Source organism: Alkalihalophilus lindianensis (genome assembly GCF_032843265.1).
GTDB lineage: Bacteria > Bacillota > Bacilli > Bacillales > Bacillaceae_D > Alkalihalophilus > Alkalihalophilus lindianensis.
On record NZ_JAWJBA010000889.1, the window covers coordinates 1 to 243 of the forward strand.

Here is a 243-nt window from a genome sequence, read left to right on the forward strand (position 1 = left end):
CCTCGCCAAACATCGCTTTGGATGCAAACCGCGGGGTTATCAATATTGAGCTTGCAGGTGTGAAAGATCCGGAGCGTGTGAAAAAACTTTTGCAATCATCTGCTAACCTTCAGTTTTGGGAAGTTTACCGTATTGATGAGATCGGACAAGGCATCGTAGCTGCCGACAAAGCCCTCACCTCTTACCTTACTAATGGCGGAGATACATCCACAGTAGTAGATTCAATTGCTTTTAAAGCAAATG

1 protein-coding gene is annotated in these 243 nt (G+C 44.9%); it reads left to right on the plus strand.

Features of this window, described 5'->3' with window-relative positions:
• The coding region (locus RYX56_RS24685) for a hypothetical protein (protein WP_317124432.1) at positions 1–243 on the plus strand (243 nt) is incomplete at both ends.